At 73.6% G+C, this 18122-nt stretch carries 19 protein-coding genes; 8 read left to right on the top strand and 11 right to left on the bottom strand.

The genetic code is table 11. From position 1 onward, the window contains the following. Window positions 1–30 precede the first annotated feature (30 nt). Entirely contained in the window at window positions 31–2208 is a 2178-nt protein-coding gene (locus ACVCAH_RS19330; protein ID WP_447137564.1) for an MMPL family transporter, read from the bottom strand. Window positions 2209–2371: 163 nt separating this feature from the next. Here ACVCAH_RS19330 and ACVCAH_RS19325 point away from each other — a divergent pair, with 163 nt between their 5' ends. From ACVCAH_RS19325 to ACVCAH_RS19305, 5 genes are all read left to right on the top strand, one after another. Next, a complete protein-coding gene (locus ACVCAH_RS19325) occupies window positions 2372–3544 on the top strand; it encodes a sensor histidine kinase (RefSeq protein ID WP_447137563.1) in 1173 nt (390 codons plus the stop codon). Window positions 3545–3582: 38 nt separating this feature from the next. Further along, entirely contained in the window at window positions 3583–4218 is a 636-nt protein-coding gene (locus tag ACVCAH_RS19320; protein ID WP_447137636.1) for a response regulator, read from the top strand. A gap of 253 nt (window positions 4219–4471) precedes the next feature. Beyond that, window positions 4472–4957, top strand: a complete 486-nt coding sequence (locus ACVCAH_RS19315) for a hypothetical protein (RefSeq protein WP_447137562.1) — start codon at window positions 4472–4474, stop codon at window positions 4955–4957. An 89-nt stretch (window positions 4958–5046) separates the two neighbouring features. Then, the gene (locus ACVCAH_RS19310; protein WP_447137561.1) at window positions 5047–5667 is read left to right on the top strand and encodes a class F sortase; all 621 of its coding nucleotides are present in this window, start codon (window positions 5047–5049) and stop codon (window positions 5665–5667) included. Window positions 5668–5730: 63 nt separating this feature from the next. Continuing rightward, window positions 5731–6861, top strand: a complete 1131-nt coding sequence (locus ACVCAH_RS19305) for a magnesium and cobalt transport protein CorA (protein WP_447137560.1) — start codon at window positions 5731–5733, stop codon at window positions 6859–6861. Window positions 6862–6869: 8 nt separating this feature from the next. Here ACVCAH_RS19305 and ACVCAH_RS19300 read toward each other — a convergent pair whose 3' ends face one another. Next, window positions 6870–7580, bottom strand: coding sequence for an MBL fold metallo-hydrolase (locus ACVCAH_RS19300; protein ID WP_447137559.1), 711 nt, complete (start codon window positions 7578–7580; stop codon window positions 6870–6872). Between the two features lie 86 nt (window positions 7581–7666). On the opposite strand from ACVCAH_RS19300, the gene ACVCAH_RS19295 reads away from it, so the two are divergent. Continuing rightward, entirely contained in the window at window positions 7667–8434 is a 768-nt protein-coding gene (locus tag ACVCAH_RS19295) for an SGNH/GDSL hydrolase family protein (RefSeq protein WP_447137635.1), read from the top strand. Between the two features lie 50 nt (window positions 8435–8484). Here the strand turns inward: ACVCAH_RS19295 and ACVCAH_RS19290 are convergent, their stop codons facing one another. Continuing rightward, window positions 8485–9099: a mycothiol-dependent nitroreductase Rv2466c family protein gene (locus ACVCAH_RS19290; protein WP_447137558.1), complete on the bottom strand. Its 615-nt coding sequence runs from the start codon at window positions 9097–9099 to the stop codon at window positions 8485–8487. A 360-nt stretch (window positions 9100–9459) separates the two neighbouring features. Between ACVCAH_RS19290 and ACVCAH_RS19285 the strand changes: the two genes are divergently transcribed. Together ACVCAH_RS19285 and ACVCAH_RS19280 are read left to right on the top strand one after the other, a co-directional pair. Continuing rightward, window positions 9460–9891: a hypothetical protein gene (locus tag ACVCAH_RS19285; protein ID WP_447137557.1), complete on the top strand. Its 432-nt coding sequence runs from the start codon at window positions 9460–9462 to the stop codon at window positions 9889–9891. A 79-nt stretch (window positions 9892–9970) separates the two neighbouring features. Next, window positions 9971–10387 carry a YchJ family protein gene (locus ACVCAH_RS19280; protein ID WP_447137556.1) on the top strand — a complete coding sequence of 139 codons (417 nt, stop codon included), beginning with the start codon at window positions 9971–9973 and terminating at the stop codon, window positions 10385–10387. A 10-nt stretch (window positions 10388–10397) separates the two neighbouring features. On the opposite strand, the gene ACVCAH_RS19275 is transcribed toward ACVCAH_RS19280, so the two are convergent. The 8 genes from ACVCAH_RS19275 to ACVCAH_RS19240 all read right to left on the bottom strand — a co-directional run bounded on the left by ACVCAH_RS19275 (window position 10398) and on the right by ACVCAH_RS19240 (window position 18074). Then, window positions 10398–10946 (bottom strand): gluconokinase, encoded by a 549-nt coding sequence (locus ACVCAH_RS19275; protein WP_447137555.1) that lies wholly within the window; start codon window positions 10944–10946, stop codon window positions 10398–10400. Beyond that, window positions 10936–12165, bottom strand: coding sequence for a D-mannonate dehydratase ManD (manD, locus tag ACVCAH_RS19270; RefSeq protein WP_447137554.1), 1230 nt, complete (start codon window positions 12163–12165; stop codon window positions 10936–10938). Before manD ends, ACVCAH_RS19275 begins: the two co-directional genes overlap by 11 nt. Window positions 12166–12200: 35 nt before the next feature. After that, a complete protein-coding gene (locus tag ACVCAH_RS19265) occupies window positions 12201–13154 on the bottom strand; it encodes a sugar kinase (RefSeq protein WP_447137553.1) in 954 nt (317 codons plus the stop codon). Beyond that, complete coding sequence (locus tag ACVCAH_RS19260; RefSeq protein WP_447137552.1) at window positions 13154–13789, bottom strand: bifunctional 4-hydroxy-2-oxoglutarate aldolase/2-dehydro-3-deoxy-phosphogluconate aldolase; 636 nt, start codon at window positions 13787–13789, stop codon at window positions 13154–13156. Before ACVCAH_RS19260 ends, ACVCAH_RS19265 begins: the two co-directional genes overlap by 1 nt. A gap of 4 nt (window positions 13790–13793) precedes the next feature. Further along, a complete protein-coding gene (gene dgoD / locus ACVCAH_RS19255) occupies window positions 13794–14942 on the bottom strand; it encodes a galactonate dehydratase (protein WP_447137551.1) in 1149 nt (382 codons plus the stop codon). A gap of 4 nt (window positions 14943–14946) precedes the next feature. Next, entirely contained in the window at window positions 14947–15762 is an 816-nt protein-coding gene (locus ACVCAH_RS19250) for a carbohydrate ABC transporter permease (protein ID WP_447137550.1), read from the bottom strand. Beyond that, the gene (locus tag ACVCAH_RS19245) at window positions 15759–16706 is read right to left on the bottom strand and encodes a carbohydrate ABC transporter permease (protein WP_447137549.1); all 948 of its coding nucleotides are present in this window, start codon (window positions 16704–16706) and stop codon (window positions 15759–15761) included. The genes ACVCAH_RS19250 and ACVCAH_RS19245 overlap by 4 nt, the downstream gene beginning before the upstream one ends. 78 nt (window positions 16707–16784) lie before the next feature. Further along, a complete protein-coding gene (locus ACVCAH_RS19240) occupies window positions 16785–18074 on the bottom strand; it encodes an ABC transporter substrate-binding protein (protein WP_447137548.1) in 1290 nt (429 codons plus the stop codon). Window positions 18075–18122: the final 48 nt, after the last annotated feature.

Genomic DNA, 18122 nt, shown 5'->3' with positions numbered 1-18122 from the left:
GCACGGGACGCACCGCCTCCCGGCACCGGGTCAGCGGTGTTCGAGGGCGAGCCGGGGCAGGCGCCGGGCCAGCCAGGCGGGCAGCCACCAGGCCCGCCGGCCGAACAGCTGCATCACGGCCGGCACGATCAGGCAGCGAATGACCAGCGCGTCGACCAGCACCGCCACGGCCAGCCCGAGGCCGAACTGCTTGAGCATCCGGCCGGGATCGAACAGGAACGAGCCGAACACCACCACCATGATCGCCGCGGCCGCGGTGATGATCCGACCGGTGGTCGCCATCCCGTGCCGCACGGCGGCCGGGGCATCGTGGTGCTGCTCCCAGTGCTCGTGCATCCGGGCGAGCAGGAAGATCTCGTAGTCCATGGACAGCCCGAACGCGATCGCGAAGATCAGCACCGGCACGAACGCCTCGATCGGGCCGGGCTGGACGCCCAGCGCCTCGGCGAGGACGCCGTGTTGGAAGGCCAGGGTGATCGCGCCGAGGGACGCGGCGACGCTGAGCAGGTTGAGCAGCGCGGCCTTGAGCGGGATCAACAGCGAGCGGAACACCAGCACCAGCAGCAGCGTGGACAGTCCGACGACCACCAGGACGAAGAGCGGCAGCCGGTCCGCCACCGCGGTCGAGAAGTCCACGGTCGCGGCGGTGGTGCCGCCGACCAGGAAGCTCACCCCCGGTCCCCCCAGCCCGGGCAGCACCTCACGGCGCAGCCGGTCCACCAGCTGCTCGGTGCGGGCGTCCTGCGGCTTGGCGTCGGGGATGACGATCATGGTGGCGACCCGGCCGTCCGGGGTCGGCGCGGGCGGGACGACGGCGGCGACGCCGGCCGTGGCGACCAGCGTGGACCGGGCCGCCTCGGCCACCGCCCGCGCGTCCCGGCCCGGCGCCGCGCTGGCGTCGACCACCACGACCAGCGGTCCGTTGAAGCCGGGGCCGAATCCCTCGGCCAGCAGGTCGTACGCCTGCCGGCTGGTGCGCGACGGCGCGCCGTTGCCCGCGTCGGCGATGCCCAGCCGCAGGTCCAGCACCGGCACGGCCAGCGCCAGCAGGGCACCGACCGCGACCACGGTGGACACCCAGGGGTGCCGCTGCACCAGGGCGGACCAGGCCGTCCAGCGGGACGTCTCGCCGCGGCCCCGGGCGGCGCGCCGGCGCACCGTCCACTCGATCCGCGGTCCCATGATGCCGAGCAGCGCGGGCAGCAGCACCAGCGCCGCGGCCATGGTGGCCGCCACGGTCACCGCCACGGCGACCGCCACGCCCTGCAACGAGCCCAGGCCGAGCACCACCAGGCCGAGCAGGGCCAGGATCACCGTCGTGCCGGCGAACAGGACGGTCCGGCCGACGGTGTCCACCGCCCGGCGCCCGGCCTGCTCGGGGTGCGCGCCGGCAAGCAGTTCCGCGCGGTAGCGGGAGAAGAGCAGCAGCGCGTAGTCGATGCCGACCCCGAGCCCGACCAGGGCCATCAGCGGGGTGGTGTAGTCGGCGACGGTCGCGACGTGGGAGGCGAGCAGGACCAGCCCCATCGCGGTGCCGACGGCGAAGACGGCGATGATGACCGGCAGGCTGGCGGCGAGCACCGACCCGAAGAGGACGACGAGGATGACCAGCGCGGCGAGCAGGCCGATGCCCTCCGCCGGCCCGCCGCCGCCCTCCTCCACTCCGACCACCGCGTCGCCGCCGACCTCGACGCGCAACCCGTCGCCGGCGCCGGCGCGGGCGGTGTCGACGAGTCGCCGGACGTCCGCGTCCGGCACGTCGGCGGCCTGCCCGGTGAGGGTGACGGTGGCGTAGCCGACCGTCCGGTCGGCGGAAAGCGCGCCGGGGTCGGCGTACGGGTCACGGGCGTCGGCGACCGACGGCAGCGCGCGCACCCGGTCGAGCAGGTCCCCGACCCGGTCCCGGGTCGCCGGTCGTTCCAGCCCCGCCGGGTCGGCCAGCACGATCTGCACGCTGGTGTTCGCCGCCACCGGCGCCCGCTCGCGCAGCGTGTCCAGGGCCCGCTGCGACTCGGTGCCGGGCAGCGAGACGTCGTTGCGGTAGTTGGCGCCGACGAGTTGCGCGCCGACGGTGACCGCGATCAGGGTCACCAGCCAGGCGAGCACCGCCCACCAGCGGTGCCGGTGCGCCCAGCCGGCCAGTCGCTCGAATCGGCTCGCGGTCGGGGTGATCGGGGGCGCGCTCTGCGCCGGACTGGGCTGGACCATCGCGGTGACGACCTCCTACTGCACGGGTGCCGCCGACGCTAGGAGCGCCGGCCCGCACCCGGCGACGCCCCGGGTGGTGATCTCCGCGTACCCCCAGGGAGGGAGGACGGATGCTTCCGCCGGGTGATCCGGGGGCCGCCGCACCCCCGCTAACCTCGGTGTCGTGACCCGTCGTGACCAGCTGGTGGATGCCGGCGTGACGGTGTCCGCGTTCGCCGTGTCGCTGCTCGTGCTCGTCCTCGACGGGATCGGCACCCCGTCGCCGGACGCGACCACCCTGGACGCCACCGGCGTGGCGCTGGTCACCGCGGCCTGCCTGCCGCTGCTGATCCGGCGCCGGGCACCCCTGCTCGCGTACCTCGGCACCGCCGTCGGCACCGCCGCCCTGCTCGTCCTGCGCTATCCGCTGGACTTCCCGTTCAGCTGCGTCGTCGCGGTGCACACCCTGGCCGCGGTGTACGGCGGCGACCGGCGAACCAGCCGGCGGTGGACGGCCCGCCTCGCCGTCGGGGCGTTCGTCCCGGTGGCCGCCAGCGCGTACGCCGCGGCCGGCTTCCGCGGGCTCGGCGTGGTCTCCGGGATCGGCGCGTGGGCGCTGACGTTCGCGGGCGCCTGGCTGTCCGGCGAGGTGTCCCGGCTACGGCGGGAACGGATCGACGAGTTGGAGGAGCGGGCCGCCCGCGCCGCCCGGGAGGTCGAACGCGAGCGCCGGCTGGCGGTGGCCGAGGAGCGCACCCGGATCGCCCGGGAGCTGCACGACTCCGCCGGCCACGCGGTCAACGTGATCCTGGTGCAGGCCGGCGCGGCCCGGTTGACGCACGCCCGGGACCCGCAGCGGTCGCTGCGCGCCATCGCCACCGTGGAGGAGGTGGCCCGGAGCACCATCGTCGAGATGGAGCGCCTGGTGCGGGCGCTGCGCGACGACGACACGGCCGAGGCCGTGCCCGCCGATCCCGGTGCGTTGGCGGAGCTGGTGGATCGGCACCGGGCGGACGGGCTGCGCATCGACGCCGAACTGCACGGCCCGGACGGGCCGCTGCCGCGCAGCGTCTCCTGGGCCGCCTACCGGATCCTGCAGGAGTCGCTGACCAACGCCGCCCGGCACGGATCCGGCACCGCGCAGGTCGCCGTGGACTTCCGGGCGGACGCGGTGGAGATCGCGGTGAGCAATCCCGCCCCGGCGGCGCCGGCCGATGCCGCCGTCCGGGGGCGGCGGCACGGCATCGTGGGCATGCGGGAGCGGGCCACCCTGCTGGGCGGGACGCTGGAGACCGTCGCGGAGCGGGGCGTGTTCCGGCTGCGGGCCCGCCTGCCGTACGACGGGTCGGGCCGGTGACCCCGCTGCGGCTGCTGCTGGTCGACGACGACGACCTGATGCGCGCCGGCCTGCGGGCGGTGTTGTCGGTCGACGACGGCATCGAGGTGGTCGGCGAGGCCGCCGACGGCCGGCAGGCGGTCGAGCGGAGCCGGGCGCTCGAACCGGACGTGGTGCTGATGGACGTGCGGATGCCCCGGATGGACGGGGTGAGCGCGACCCGGGAGATCGTCGCGGCCGGCGGCCGGACCCGGGTGCTCGTGCTGACCACCTTCGAGGACGACGACTACGTCTTCGGCGCGCTGCGCGCCGGGGCGTCCGGCTTCGTGCTCAAACGCACCCGGCCGGAACAGCTCATCGCCGCTATCCACACCGTGGCCGCCGGTGAGGCCCTGCTCTCCCCCGCCGTGACCCGTACGGTGATCAGCCGGATGGTCGACCACGACGCGCCGGTCGATCCGGCGCTGCGCCGCCGGCTGGGTGAGCTGACCCCGCGGGAGCGGGACGTGCTGGAGCTGGTGGCCCGCGGTCTGTCCAACGCCGAGATCGCCACCGTGCTGGTGATCGAGGAGTCGACGGTGAAGACGCACGTCAAGCGGATCCTGGCGAAGCTGGGGCTCCGCGACCGGGTGCAGGCCGTGGTGCTCTGCTACGAGACCGGGCTGGTCCGCCCCGGCCAGGGCCGTCCCGGCTGAGCCGACGCCGGGCGTACGCCGCGAACGGGGTGCAACGCGGCTTTCCTCGCGGGCGTCGCGGTCGCGCGTGCCGGGCCTGACCTGCGGCTTCCGCCGCCGTGGGGTGGACACGTGACGGCAACGAAGATTTCTCATTTTCACCGGATCGAGGCCCCAACCCTCCTAGTGTTGGGCACACCGGTGCTAGTCACGGAGTTGGCCACCCGAACGACGTCCCACGCAGTCAGCGGACGAAATGTGAGGGAAGACGCGCATGAAGGCAAAGACAGTTCTCGTATCGGCGGCGGTGGGCGTAGGTCTCGGCACGCTGCTGCTCCCGGGCGCCGCGCTGGCCGACACCATCGTGTCACCGGCCACCACCCCGGTCGGCGGGACGGTCGTGCTCACCGCGACGACCTGCAACCCGATGGCCGGCGACGCGATCTTCCGCGTCACCGGCCCCAACCGTGACATCAACGTCCGGTCCACCACGGCCGCGGCCGGCGGCGGCCTGAGCGCCGAACTCTTCACCGCCGGATTCACCCTGGGCACCTACACGGTGACCGCGACCTGCGGCGACGGCACCGCGGCCGGCAGCGCCACCTTCACCGTCACGCCGATCGGTGGCGCCCCGGCCGGTGGCGGCGGTGGCACGGACGGCACCGCTTCGCTCGCCGCCGGCGCGACCCTGCTCGGCACCGCCGTCGGCGGCGCCCTGATCCTGGCCCGCCGCCGGCGCCATCCCGCCGCCGTCGCCTGACCGGCGACCCGACACACCATCCCTGGGACGGGTGCCCGCACCGACGCCGGCGCGGGCACCCCGACCCGACCGGGCACGGAGGTGCAGACGTGTGGTGGCGCAGGCCGGGGCCGACCGTCGCGACGGTGGGGCTGGTCGGCACGGCCGGGCTCGGCCTGATCGCGGCCGGGCTGACCGCCGCGCCGCCCCGACCGCCGCAGCCGGACGCCGCGGACGCGCCGGTCGCCGTCCGTCCCGCGCCGAGCCTGCCGCCGCTGCCCCGCGCCGACCCCGTCCGGGTCGAGGTCCCGGCCATCGGCGTACGGGCGGAGGTGGTGCCCGTCGCCGCCGACGCCGCCGGGGCGCTGGAGGTCCCGCCGCTAGACCGGCCCGCCCTGGCCGGCTGGTACTCCCTCGGCGTCAGCCCCGGCGAGACCGGCAACGCGGTGGTCGTCGGGCACGTGGACTCCCCCAGCGGTCCGGCCGTCTTCTTCGACCTGGGCCGGCTGCGCCGGGGCGACGCCGTGCGCGTCACCCGCGCCGACGCCAGCGCGGCGACCTTCACCGTGGACGGCGTCGCGGCGTACCCGAAGCAGCGCTTCCCCTCCGACCTCGTCTACGGCCCGAACCCGGCGGCAGGGCTGCGCCTGGTCACCTGCGGCGGCCGGTTCGACGAACGCAGCGGCAACTACGTCGACAACGTCGTCGTCTTCGCCACCCGCACGGGCTGACCGGCCCGAGGCGTCGGAGGCCGGACAGGGCCGCATCCGTGATCCGCGTACGGTGTCGGGTCAGTGCCCGGCGACGCGGAGGTGGACGTGGACGAGCAACCCGTACGGACCCGGATGCGGCTGCCGGACCTGGTGACCCGGTTGCTCGGCCGGCCGGCCGCCGAGGCCGTCCCGGCGCCACGCCGGCGGGTCAACCCGGACGCGGTGGTGGACTGTGCCGTCTACGTCAACGGGCGCCGCGAGCCGGGCCGGCCGCACTACGCCGACGCGTACGACCGGGTCCGACGCGGCCGCAACGCGTTCGTCTGGCTCGGCCTGCACGACCCGGGCGCGGCGGTGATGGCCGCGGTCGGCCGCACGTTCGGGCTCGACGAGTTGACCGTCGCGCAGGCGCTCGCCGACGGCCACCGCCCCACGGTGCAGCGGCACGGCGAGGTCACCCTGCTGGTGCTGCGCACCGCCGGCTACGTCGAGCACCACGAGCTGACCGACACCTCCGAGGTGATCGACACCGGGGACGTGATGGTCTTCCTCGGCGACCGGTTCGTCATCACCGTCCGGCACGGCGCCTCCGGGGCGCTGACCCCGGTGCGGGAGGAGATCCAGGGCCGGCCGGCGGTGCTGGCCGAGGGCCCGTGGGCGGTGGCGTACGCGGTCTGCTCGCGGATGGTCGACCTCTACCTGGAGGTGGCCGGGCACGTCGAGCGGGACCTGGAGCGGGCCGAGGAGACCGTCTTCGCCCGGGACCGGTCCGTCGACATCCAGCACCTCTACCAACTCAAGCGGGAGGTGGTGGAGTTCAAGCGGGCGGTGCTGCCGCTGCAGGCGCCGCTGCGCTCGCTGCTCGACCAGCGCCCGGACGGCCCGCCCCGCGGGCTGCACCGCTGGTTCGTCGACGTCGACGGCCGGCTGGCCCGGGCCGTGGACCGGGTCGCCGCCTACGACGACCTGCTCACCTCGATCGTGCAGTCCCGGCTGACGCAGCTGACGGTGGAACAGAACAACGACATGCGCAAGATCGCCGCGTGGGCGGCCATCGCCGCCACCCAGACCGGCATCGCCGGCATCTACGGCATGAACTTCGCCAACATGCCGGAGCTGGGCTGGCGCTACGGATACTTCGCGGCGCTCGGTCTGATGGCGGCGGTCGCGTTCACCCTGCACCGCCTGTTCCGCCGCTCCGGCTGGCTCTGACCAGGGGCTCAGCGCAGCCGGGTGAGGAAGGCGCGGACCCGCTCGCGGGCGTTGTCGGTGATCTCCGGGCCGTGGGTGAAGGCGGCCACGTCGTAGTCCAGTTCGCCGAGCACGTGCGCGGTCCGCTGGGTCATCCGGAAGTCGGTGCAGAAGACCTTGACCGGCCAGCGGACGCCGACCACGTTGAACAGCGCGTCGCCGGTGATCAGCACCCGGGTCGGCTCGTGCAGCAGCGAGACGTGGCCCGGCGAGTGCCCGGGGGTGTGCACCACGCGCAGCCCGCCGCCGACCGGGAGCAGGTCGCCGTCGGCGAGCGGCTGCGCGACCTCGACGGCCGGGAAGCGGCCGCCGGGCAGCCGGGCGAAGAGCCGCGCCCCGGTGACCGCGGGATCCCGGGGCGGGACCTGGCCCGCCTGGACGTACCCGACGTCGGCGGCGTGCGCGGCGACCGGGGCGCCGGTGCGGCGGGCGAGTTCGGCGGCGCCGCCGGCGTGGTCGGCGTGGGCGTGGGTCAGCACGATCCGGGTGACGTCGGCGGGGGTCCGGCCGATCGCGGCCAGCCCGCGCACGATCCGGGCCGGCGCCCGCTTCACCCCGCAGTCGACGAGCGTGACGCTGCCGTCGTCGTCGGCCAGGGCATAGGAGTTGATGAAGGCGCGGCCGGCGGTGGGAATGCGCCAGACGCCGGGGGCGAGCGGAACCGCGGCAGATCGCGCCATCGGCAGAGTCTACGGGGCATCGTCAGTCGTCGCTGTCCCCCGCGGCGGTGGACCCCGGCGGCCCGGCCGCTACCCTCGGCCCCGTGATGTGGCGGCGGTACGTGGCGATCGGCGACAGCACCACCGAGGGGCTGGACGATCCCGGCGACGGCGGGGGCTACCGGGGCTGGGCCGACCGGTTCGCCCTGGCGGTGGCCCGCGCGCAGGGCGGGTTGGAGTACGCGAACCTGGCGATCCGGGGCCGTACCGCGGCCCGGATCCGGGCCGAGCAGCTGCCGGTCGCGCTCGACCTCGCGCCGGACCTGGCCACCGTGGTGGCCGGCATGAACGACGTGCTGCGCCCGTCCTTCGACGCCGACCGGGTGGCCGCGGAGGTCGAGGCGATGCAGCGGGCCCTGGTCGGGCAGGGCGCGACCGTGCTGACCTTCACGCTGCCCGACCCGGTGCCGGTGATGCCGGTGGCCCGCCCGCTGCGGGGCCGGATGCTCGCGCTCAACGCGGCGCTGCGCGCGGCCACCGCGCGGACCGGGGCCACCCTGCTGGACCTCGGCGCGCACCCGGTCGCCTCGGATCCCCGGCTGTGGAGCGACGACCGGCTGCACGCCAACAGCGCCGGGCACGAGCGGATCGCCGCGGCGCTGGCGCACACGGTCGGGCTGCCCGGGGCCGACGACAGCTGGTCGCAGCCGCTGGCCGCCGCGCTGCGCCGGCACCACCACGAGGTGGTCCGTGCCGAACTGGCGTGGACCCGCCGGCACCTGCTGCCGTGGCTGGCCCGGCACCTGCGCGGCCGGTCCTCCGGCGACGACCGGGTCGCCAAGCGCCCGGTGCCGCTGCCGGTCGAGCTGCCCTGACCCGGTCCCCGCCGCCCCGGCCCGCGGGCGGAACGCCGCCGGCCAGCCGGTCAGCGCTCGATCGGCGGGCGGGTGCGGGCGCGCTTGAGTTCGAAGAAGCCGTCGGTGCCGGCGACCGCGAGCACCCCGTCCCAGAGCCGGCCGGCCGCCTCGCCGCGCGGCGCCGGGGCGACGACCGGGCCGAAGAAGGCGGTCCGGTGACCGCCCACGGTGACGTGGATGGTGGGCGTGCCCAGGTCCTCGCCGACCGGCTCCAGGCCGGCGTGGTGGCTGGCCAGCAGCGCCTCGTCGTGGTCGGTGGACTCCGCGGCGTCGGCGAGTTCGACCGCCAGCCCCACCTCGGCCAGCGCCGCCCGGTACAGCTCCGGACCGATCGGGGTGCGCTCGTGGTGGATCCGGTTGCCGAGCGCCGTGTAAAGGTCGCGCAGCACCTGGTTGCCGTACTTCTGCTCGGCGGCGACGGCCACCCGCACCGGGCCCATGCCCGGCTTGAGCCACTCGCGGTACCACTCCTCCAGCCCGTCGCGCCCCTCGTTGAGCACGGACAGGCTCATCACGTGGAAGCGCACGGTGACCGCCCGGACCCGTTCCACCTCCAGCAACCAGCGGGAGGCGTTCCAGGCCCACGGGCAGCGCGGGTCGAACCACATGTCGGCGGTCGTCATGGTCGGTGTTCCAGCCCTTCGGTCGGGTCGATCGCTTTCCCCACCCTGCCGGCCGGATTGGCCCCACGACAGAGCCGATCCATGTTTCGTTTCCTGGTCCAATCGCGCTGACCGGTGGGGCCCGGAAGGGGGAAACCGGCGTATCGGCCTCGTCACGCCGGGTGTCTGGTATTAGACGCCGGTCACTGCCGGTGGAGGGGCCCGCCCGTACCGGCCCGGTGGGCCGGACGCCCGACGGCGTTTGACGGCCGGGGGCCCGGGAAGACCGTGCGCGCCGGACGGGTCGTCGGCCCGCGCCGGCCGGTCAGCACGGGTCCCGCCCTGGACGGGGCGGGCAGGGCGGATCCGCGAGGAGGGACGATGGCGGCCAGATCCACCGGTGGTACCAGCAGAGCGACCGGCGGACCCCACGGGGGCCCGCTGCCCCGGAAGGCGGCGGCGAAGAAGGTCGCGGCGGCCACGAAGCGGGCGACCGGGGCGAGCACGGCCAAGACGCCGGGCGAGAAGCCCACGTCGACCTCAGCTCGGGTCGCGCGGAAGAAGGACACCTCGGCCACCGCGGCCCCCACCCGCCGGCCCCGGGTGTCGGCGACGGCCGCGAAGGCGCCCGGCACCAAGGCGGCGGCGAAGGCGCCCGGCACCAAGGCGGCCGCCAAGAAGGCGCCCGCGAAGAAGGCGGTGGCGAGCCGCTCCCGCGCCACCACGACCGCGCCGGCGAAGAAGACGACGGGGCGGAAGGCGACGATGGAGTCGTTCGGCACCCGACGCGGCGCCCGCCGGACCACCGGCTGACCGCCGCCGCGCCAGCCGCCGAGCCCGCGGCGGCCGGACCGACCGGGGGTACGGCCCGGCGGTGGGCCAGAATGGGCCCGTGCCACGACGAGACGCCCGCCGGAGCGCGGCTCCCGGCCCGGCCGGGCCGTGCCCGTGCGGCTCCGGCCGGCCGTACGCCGACTGCTGCGGCCCGCTGCACCGGGGCGGGACGGCCGCGACCGCCGAGGCGCTGATGCGCTCCCGGTTCACCGCGTTCGCCCTCGGCGACGCCGCTTACCTGCTGCTCAGCTGGCACTCCTCGACACGGCCGGCCCGGCTGGACCTCGACCCGGGGCAGCGCTGGACCCGGCTCGAGGTGATCGGCACCGACTGCGGCGGGCTCTTCGACACGGCCGGGACCGTCGAGTTCCGTGCCCACTACCGGGCGGGCGGGCGGCCCGGGACGCTGACCGAGCGCAGCCGCTTCGTCCGCGAGGACGGTCGCTGGGTCTACCTCGACGCGCTGCCCGGCTGACGCCGGCCGGTCACTCGGTCACCCGGGGCAGTCCGAGCTTGCCGACCGCCGCCTCGACCAGTTCCTCCGGCGTCAGCGACACGTCGAGCACCAGCACCGACTCGTCCGGGTCGGGCTGCTCCAGGGTGGCCAGCTGCGACTCCAGCAGGCTCGCCGGCATGTAGTGCCCGGCCCGGCGGGTCATCCGGTCGCGGATCACCTCGGCCGACCCGTCCAGGTGCACGAACTCCACGCCCGGCGCGCCCTGCCGGAGCAGGTCGCGGTAGGAGCGCTTGAGCGCCGAGCAGGCCAGCACCGTGGAGACACCCTCGGCGGCGCGGGCCGCCATCCACCCGGCCAGGTCACGCAGCCAGGGCAAACGGGCGGCGTCGTCCAGCGGCTCGCCGGCCGCCATCCGGGCCACGTTGGCCGGCGAGTGGAACTCGTCCGCCTCGGCGAAGGTCAGTCCGGTACGGGCGGCGATGCCCCGGGCCACGGTCGTCTTGCCGGCCCCGGACACCCCCATCACCACCACGTGCCGCGTCGGGCCGGCCGGGGCCGGCCGCCGCTCACCAGTCATGGACCGTGCCGTCCTTGAGCCGGTTGAACGGCAGGTAGGCCGGCACGTACGGGAACTTCTCGGCGGCGGCCTCGTCGAGTTCCACGCCGAGCCCGGGCTGCTCGCCCGGGTGCAGGTACCCGTCGGTGAAGGTGAAGGACTGCCGGAACACCTCGTTGGTGAGCGGCCCGTGCCGCATGTACTCCTGGATGCCGAAGTTGTGGATGGCCAGGTCCAGGTGCAGCGCGGCGGCCATGCCGACCGGCGAGATGTCGGTGGGTCCGTGGATGCCGGACTTGATCTGGTACTGCGCGGCGAAGTCGAGCAGCTTGCGCATGGCGGTGATGCCGCCGGTGTGCGTCACCGCGGACCGGACGTAGTCGATGAGCTGCTCGCGGATCAGGGTCTGGTAGTCCCACACCGTGTTGAAGACCTCGCCGATGGCCAGCGGCGTGGTGGTGTGCTGGCGGACCAGCCGCAGCGCCTCCTGGTTCTCCGCCGGGGTGCAGTCCTCCAGCCAGAACAGGTCGTACGGCTCCAGCGCCTTGCCGAGCTTGGCCGCCTGGATGGGGGTCATCCGGTGGTGACCGTCGTGCAGCAGCGGCAGCTCCGGGCCGAACTCGTTGCGGACCGCCTCGAAGACGCCGGGCAGGTGGCGCAGGTAGGCCCGGGTGTCCCAGTCCTCCTCGGCCGGCAGCGGGATGCGCTGCGCCGGCTCGTAGTCGTAGCGCTTGCCGTCGGCGCTGGGCTGGGCGGCCACGCCGTAGACGGCGTTGATGCCCGGCACGGAGGTCTGCACCCGGATGGAGCGGTAGCCCTCGTCCAGGTGCCGGCGGATCGAGTCGAACAGCTCCGGCAGGTCCCGGCCGGAGGCGTGGCCGTACGCCATGATGCCGGTGCGCGACGCGCCGCCGAGCAGCTGGTAGAGCGGCATCCCTGCGGCCTTGGCCTTGATGTCCCACAGCGCCACGTCGACCGCCGCGATGGCCGCCATGGTTACCGGCCCCCGCCGCCAGTACGCCGAGCGGTACAGGAACTGCCAGGTGTCCTCGATGCGGTGCGGGTCCCGCCCGATCAACAGCGCGGCGACGTGGTCGCGCAGGTACGAGGCGACGGCCAGCTCGCGTCCGTTGAGCGTGCCGTCACCGAGTCCGGTGATGCCCTCGTCGGTGGTGATCTTCAGGGTGACGAAGTTGCGGTCCGGACTCGAGACGATCACGTCCGCTGCGACGATCTTCACGGGGTGCCTTTCTTCGGTTCGTGGTGCGGGGACGGCTAGCGCAGGACGCTGCCCGTCTCGTGGCCGTCGAGTAGGGACAGTTCGGCGCGGCGCGGCAGGCCCTCGCAGTCGCCCCGGGTGGAGACCGCGAAGGCGCCGAGGGTGGCCGCCCGACGCAGCCGACCGGCCAGGTCGAGCCCGTCGAACCAGCCGGACAGGTAACCCGCGGTGAACGCGTCCCCGGCGCCGACGGGGTCGACGGCGGTCACGGTCAGGGTGCCGACGTCCTCGACCCCGTCCGGGGTGTACGCCCGGGCGCCGTCCGCGCCCAGCTTGACCAGGACGGTCTCCACGCCCCGCCGGAACAGCTCCGCCACGACAGTGGATTCGTCGGCCCCCGGGTCGCCGACGAGGTCGAGCTCGTCGGCGGAGGCGATGACGACGGCGGCGTACCCGGCCAGCGGGGTGAGCACCTCGCGGGCTCGCTCCCGGGACCAGAGCCGGCCGCGGTAGTTGACGTCGAGGCAGACCGGAATCCCGGCCGCGGCGGCGGCCTCGGCCGCCCACCGGGTGGCCTCCCGGGCGCTGTCGGACAGCGCCGGGGTGATCCCGGTCAGGTGCAGCATCCGGGCGCCGGCGGCCAGCGGAGCCCGCAGGTCGTCGACGCGCAGCGCGGACCCGGCCGACCCGGACCGGTAGTACTGCACCCGGGTCAGGTCGGCGCTGCGCTGTTCCAGGAACATCAGGCCGGTCGACCGGTCGGCGTCCCGCGCGACGGCGTCCACACCGACGCCCTCGGCGCGCAACTGCCGCAGCGTGTACTCGCCGAACTCGTCGGTGCTCACCCGGCCGACCCAGCTGGCGCGGTGGCCCAGCCGGGCCACCCCCACCGCCACGTTGGACTCGGCGCCGGCCAGGTGCATGCTCAGCGACCCCCCGGTGGCGAGCGGGCCGGCCGAGCGCAGCGACACCATCGCCTCGCCGAAGGTGAGCAGGTCCGGTGCGGTCATCAGCGCGCCGACCCGTTCACCGCGGCGACGTAGGTGCGGGCCCGCTCCCGCAGGGCGGCCAGGTCGCCGCCGGAGGCGGCGTCGCCGACCAGCGGCCCGCCGACGCCGACCGCGATCGCGCCGGCCTTCAGGTAGCCGGGCACGTCGTCGAGGCCCACGCCGCCGACCGCGACGAACGGGATGTCCGGGAACGGGTCGCGCACCGCCTTCAGGTACGCCACGCCCCCGACCGACACCGGGAAGAGCTTGACCGCCGACGCGCCCATCTGCATCGCGGTGTACGCCTCGGTCGGGGTGAACGCCCCGGCCGCGACCGGGATGCCCCGGCGGGCGGCCTCGGCGATCGACTCGACCACGGCCGGCGTCACCACGAACTGCGCGCCGGCGGCGGCGACGTCGGCGACGTCGGCGGCGGTGAGCACCGTGCCGGCGCCGACCAGGGAGCCGGCGGGCGCGGCCGCGCGCAGCGCCTCGACGGCCCGCACCGCGTCCGGCGTGGTGAGGGCCACCTCGACGATGCGTACGCCCTCTTCCAGCAGGGCGGTGCCGGCGGCGATCGCGCTGGCGGTGTCGGTGCCGCGGATGACCGCGAGGATGCGGGCGGCGGTGAGTTCGGCGGTGAGGTTGACAGTCATGTGATCACCATTCCGCATAGGAGCCGTCGCGGTGTCGCCAGGTGGGGCTGCGCCAGGCGTGGCCGCGCTTGTCCGCCGTCCGCACCGCGTGTTCGTCGATCTCGATGCCCAGGCCGGGCGCCGTGAGCCGTTCCACGTACCCGTCGACGAAGGTCAGCGGGGTCTTGTCGAGGCAGTAGTCGAGCACCTCGGCGCCGAGGTTGTAGTGGATGCCGATGCTCTGTTCCTGGATCAGGTAGTTCGGCGTGGCGAAGCCGACCTGCAGGCAGGCCGCCAGCGCGATTGGCCCGAGCGGGCAGTGCGGGGCGAGCTGCGCGTCGTACACCTCGGCCAGCGCGGCGATCTTGCGGACCTCGGTGATGCCGCCGGCGTGCGACAGATCCGGCTGGGCGACCGCGATGCCGGCCTGCAGCACCGGCAGGAACTCCTGCCGGTTGTAGAGCCGCTCGCCGGTCGACACCGGCGTGGTGGTGGCCCGGACGAACTCGCCGATCAGGTGCGAGTTCTCCGGGACCACCGGCTCCTCGAGGAAGAACGGCCGGAAGGGTTCGAGCAGCGGAGCGACCCGGCGGGCGGTGGCGAGGGTGAACCGGCCGTGGAAGTCGACCGCCACGTCGCGCTCGTCGCCGAGCACCTCGCGGGCGGCGGCCACCCGCCGGACCACACCGTCGAGTTCGGCGACCGAGGCGACCGGGCTCATCCGGCCCGAGGCGTTCATCTTCACCGCGGTCAGGCCCGTCTCGATGGCGGCGCTGATCTGGTCGCGGACCTCGGCGGGCTCGTCGCCGCCGACCCAGCCGTAGACCCGGATCCGGTCCCGGACCGGGCCGCCGAGCAGCTGGTGCACCGGCGCGCCGAAGTGCTTGCCGGCGATGTCCCACAGCGCCTGGTCGAGCCCGGCGACGGCGCTGGCCAGGATCGGCCCGCCCCGGTAGAACGAGCCCTTCGTCATCACCTGCCAGTGGTCCTCGATGCGCAGCGCGTCCTTGCCGATCAGCAGCTCGCTGAGCTGCTCGACGGCGGTGCGGACGGTCTCGGAGCGGCCCTCGCAGGTCGCCTCGCCCCAGCCGACGATCCCGGAGGAGGTCTCGATCCGGACGAACAGCCACCGCGGCGCGACGAGGAAGGTCTCCACCCGGGCGATCGTGGTCATGGCGTCAGCCCTTCGTGGCGCCGGCGGTGAGGCCGGAGACGATGTACTTCTGCACGAACAGGGCGATCACCATGATCGGCACGGTGACCACCGTGGCCGCCGCCATCAGGCCGCCCCAGTCGATGCTGGCGTAGCCGACGAAGTCGAAGATCGCCACCGGCAGCGTCTTGGTGTCGGCGCCGGAGAGCACCAGGGCGAACATGAAGTTGTTCCAGGAGAAGATGAAGGACAGGATGCCGGCGGTGGCGATGCCGGGCACCGACAGCGGCAGGGTGATCCGCCGGAACGCCCCGATGTGGGTCAGCCCGTCGACGAGCGCCGCCTCCTCCAGCTCGCTCGGCAGGCCGTCGAAGTAGCCCATCATGATGTAGACGATCAGGGGCAGCGACACGAACATGTGGCTGAGGATCAGCACCGTGTAGCCGCCGACCATCTGCAGGTTCGAGAAGACGTAGTACCAGGGCACCAGCAGCGAGACGCCGGGGATGACCCGTGCCATGAGCACGACGAGCGCGGACTTCTTCATGCTGAACCGGCTCATCGAGTACGCGGCGGGCACCCCGAGGATGAGCGACAGCACGGTGGCCGCGAACGCCACCCAGAGGCTGTTGCCGATGAACTGGACGTAGTTCGCCCGCTCCAGCACGGTGCTGTAGTTGTCCAGGGTGGGCGAGAAGACGAACGCCTTGCTGGTGTCGTAGATGTCGACGTTGGTCTTGAGCGACGCGGCGATCATCCAGAGCAGCGGCGCGATCAGCGAGGCCACCACGACGACGAGGGCCACCGCCCGGAAGACCTTGAACGGCCTGCTCGGCTTCATCGTTCCAGCCCCTTCTTGCGGTAGGTCAGGGCCCACATCACCCCGATGATGATCAGGAAGAAGATGATCAGGACCGTCGACGAGACGCCGTAGTCGTTGTAGTCGAAGCTCAGGCCGTAGGCGTAGACGTTGAGCGTCTCCACCTCGTGGAACGACCCGCCGCCACGGCCCTTGGTGGCGTAGAGGATGTCGAAGGTCTTCAGCGCGTCGATGCCGCGCAGCAGGATCGCGACGATCACGGTGGGCATCAGCAGCGGCAGGGTGACATGCCGGAACCGCTGCCAGGTGCTGGCGCCGTCGATCAGCGCCGCCTCCTGGGGCTCATCGGAGAGCGACGTCAGGCCGGCGAGCAGGATCAGCACGACCATCGGCGTCCACTGCCAGATGTCGATGAACATCGTCGTCGGCAGGGCCGAGCCCTGCCCGGAGAGCCAGGGCTGCGGGCCGATGCCGACCCAGCTGAGCACCTGGTTGGCCATGCCGATGTTGGGGTCGAAGATCAGTCGCCACATCATGCCGACCGCGACCGGGGTGGCCACCAGCGGCAGCAGGATCGCGACCCGGACCCACTTCTCACCGCGGAACGGCCGCCACAGCAGCAGGGCGATCGCCATGCCGAGGACGACCTCGACGAGGAGCACGACGCCGGTGAAGAGGACGGTGCGCCACACCGCCGGCCAGAACCGGTCAGTGTCGGAGAGCACGTCCAGGTAGTTCTGGAACCCGATGAACTCGCTCTCGGCGCGGACCGAGCCCTCGGCGTCGGTGAGGCTGAGATACCCGGTCCACGCCACCGGGAAGATGATCAGCACGGCGACGAACGCCATGGCGGGTGCCGCGAAGAGCCACTTGCGGTGCTGATTGGCCCAACGCGACCAGGCCGAATCCGGGGACGCCGGACGGGCCTCGGACGATCTGGTGACTGGGGTGGTGACGGTCGACATCGATGTCTCCGGGTTCTCAGGGCCAGGGTCCCGGCGCGGGGTGGCGGAGCCGGTCGGCCCCGCCACCCCGCGGACGGCTTACTTCGCCTCGTCGTCGAGGAACTTCTGGAACGCCTCGTTCGCCGCGTCCGCCGAGGCGGCCGCGTCCTTGCCGGTGATGGCGTCGACGATCGGCTGGCCGACGATCTCCCGCGCCTGGGCGACCTTCACAACCAGCGGACGGTCGTGGCCGATGCCGTTGGCGGTGCTGACCTGGGTCGCCTCGGCCAGGTCCTTCGGGTAGGTCGCGGCGCCCTCCGGGTTGGCCCAGACGGAGGCGCGGGCGCCGGGGACGCCGGCCTTCTGCTGCGCCAGCGACTGCTCCTTGCCGGCCGCCCACTGGATGAACTTCCAGGCGTTGTCCTTGTTCTTCGACGCGTCGTTCACGCCGAGCGCCCAGGACGGAATGTTGTACGGCTTCGAGCCGGCCGGGCCGGCCGGGAAGGTGGCGAAGCCGACGGTGTCGGAGACCTTCGACTTGGCCGGGTCGGTGGCGTTCTTGTAGAGCGAGTTGGCCTCGGTGTAGAAGGCCGCCTTGCCCTGGGTGAAGATCGCCATCGCCTCAGACCAGCTCATGTCGGTGCTGATGTTCTCCGGGCCGTGCTCGCGCAGCAGCCCGCCGTAGTAGGCGTACGCCTGCTTGGCCTGCTCGGTGTTGACCGAGGCCTTGCCGCTGGCGTCGACGAAGTCACCGCCGAAGCTGTACAGGAAGCTGGAGAACTGGGTGACCGCGGCGGCCTTGCCGGTACGGGCCACGAAGCCGGCGACCCCCGGGTTGTCGGCCTCGACCTTCGCCGCCTGCGCCTTGAGCTCGTCGAGGGTCTTCGGCGGGGCGGTGAAGCCGGACTTCTCCAGCAGGTCCTTGCGGTAGTAGAGGACCTCCTGCTCGGTGATGATCGGTACGCCGACCACCTTGTCCTCGTACGAGGTGGCCTGCACCGGGCCGGCCTGGAAGTCGCTGAACTCGAACGCGCCGTCCGACTTGGCCTTGTCGGTCAGGTCGGCGAGGTACTTGTTCTTGGCGAACAGCTTCCCCTCCTGCAGCGGCCGGTACATCATCACGTCCAGGTCGCTGGACCCGGCGTTCAGCTTGACGTTGTACTGGTCGGAGAGCTGGTCCTCGCCGAGCTGGGTCACCTCGACCTTGAGGCCGGTCTGCTTCTCGAACTCCGGCAGGGCCTTCTTGATGTTCTCGGTCCAGACGTGGTTCACCAGCGTCACGCGCAGGGTGTTCGACCCGCTGCCGCCGTCGTCGCCGCCGCCGCAGGCGGCCAGACCCATGGCGGCGACCACGGCCAGAGAAGTGCCGATTATCGATCGACGTCGCACGCTTGTCTCTCCTTCTGTCCCGGTCGCTGCCCGGAGTGGGCGCTACCT

The organism is Micromonospora sp. LZ34 (assembly GCF_052981855.1).
This window is presented reverse-complemented; position numbering and strand designations above follow the sequence as displayed.